This is a genomic window from Streptomyces silaceus (assembly GCF_001419745.1).
In the GTDB taxonomy this organism is placed as follows: Bacteria; Actinomycetota; Actinomycetes; order Streptomycetales; family Streptomycetaceae; genus Streptomyces; species Streptomyces silaceus.
Genome location: NZ_LIRJ01000550.1, coordinates 1 through 304 on the forward strand (window position 1 = coordinate 1; position 304 = coordinate 304).

1 pseudogene is annotated in these 304 nt (G+C 76.6%); it reads right to left on the reverse strand.

The window, feature by feature from the left end:
* Nucleotides 1-24 precede the first annotated feature (24 nt).
* Nucleotides 25-304, reverse strand: a pseudogene (locus AOK22_RS36390) (SAM-dependent methyltransferase); the annotation flags it as partial.

Here is a 304-nt window from a genome sequence, read left to right on the forward strand (position 1 = left end):
CCGCTACGGCTCCCGGTCCCGCCCCTACGCCTTCCTCCCCCACGTGGAGATCAGCGGCGGGGTCGCCAGGTCGAGCGTGCCCGTGGCGAGGTTCGCGAGGTGTGCGTCGATGTCCTCGGACGTGGCCAGGCCCGCGCCGGTCAGGTCCGGGCGGAGCTGGCCGAGCGTCGCGGTCTCCAGGGCCGCGCACGCGGGCGCGGCGAGCGGGAAGTACACGTCGGACTCCACCTGTCGCAGGCCCGCCTCGCGCAGCAGCCTCGGCATCCGGCGTCCGTACGCGGGGTCGGCGCCGCGCTCCGCGAGC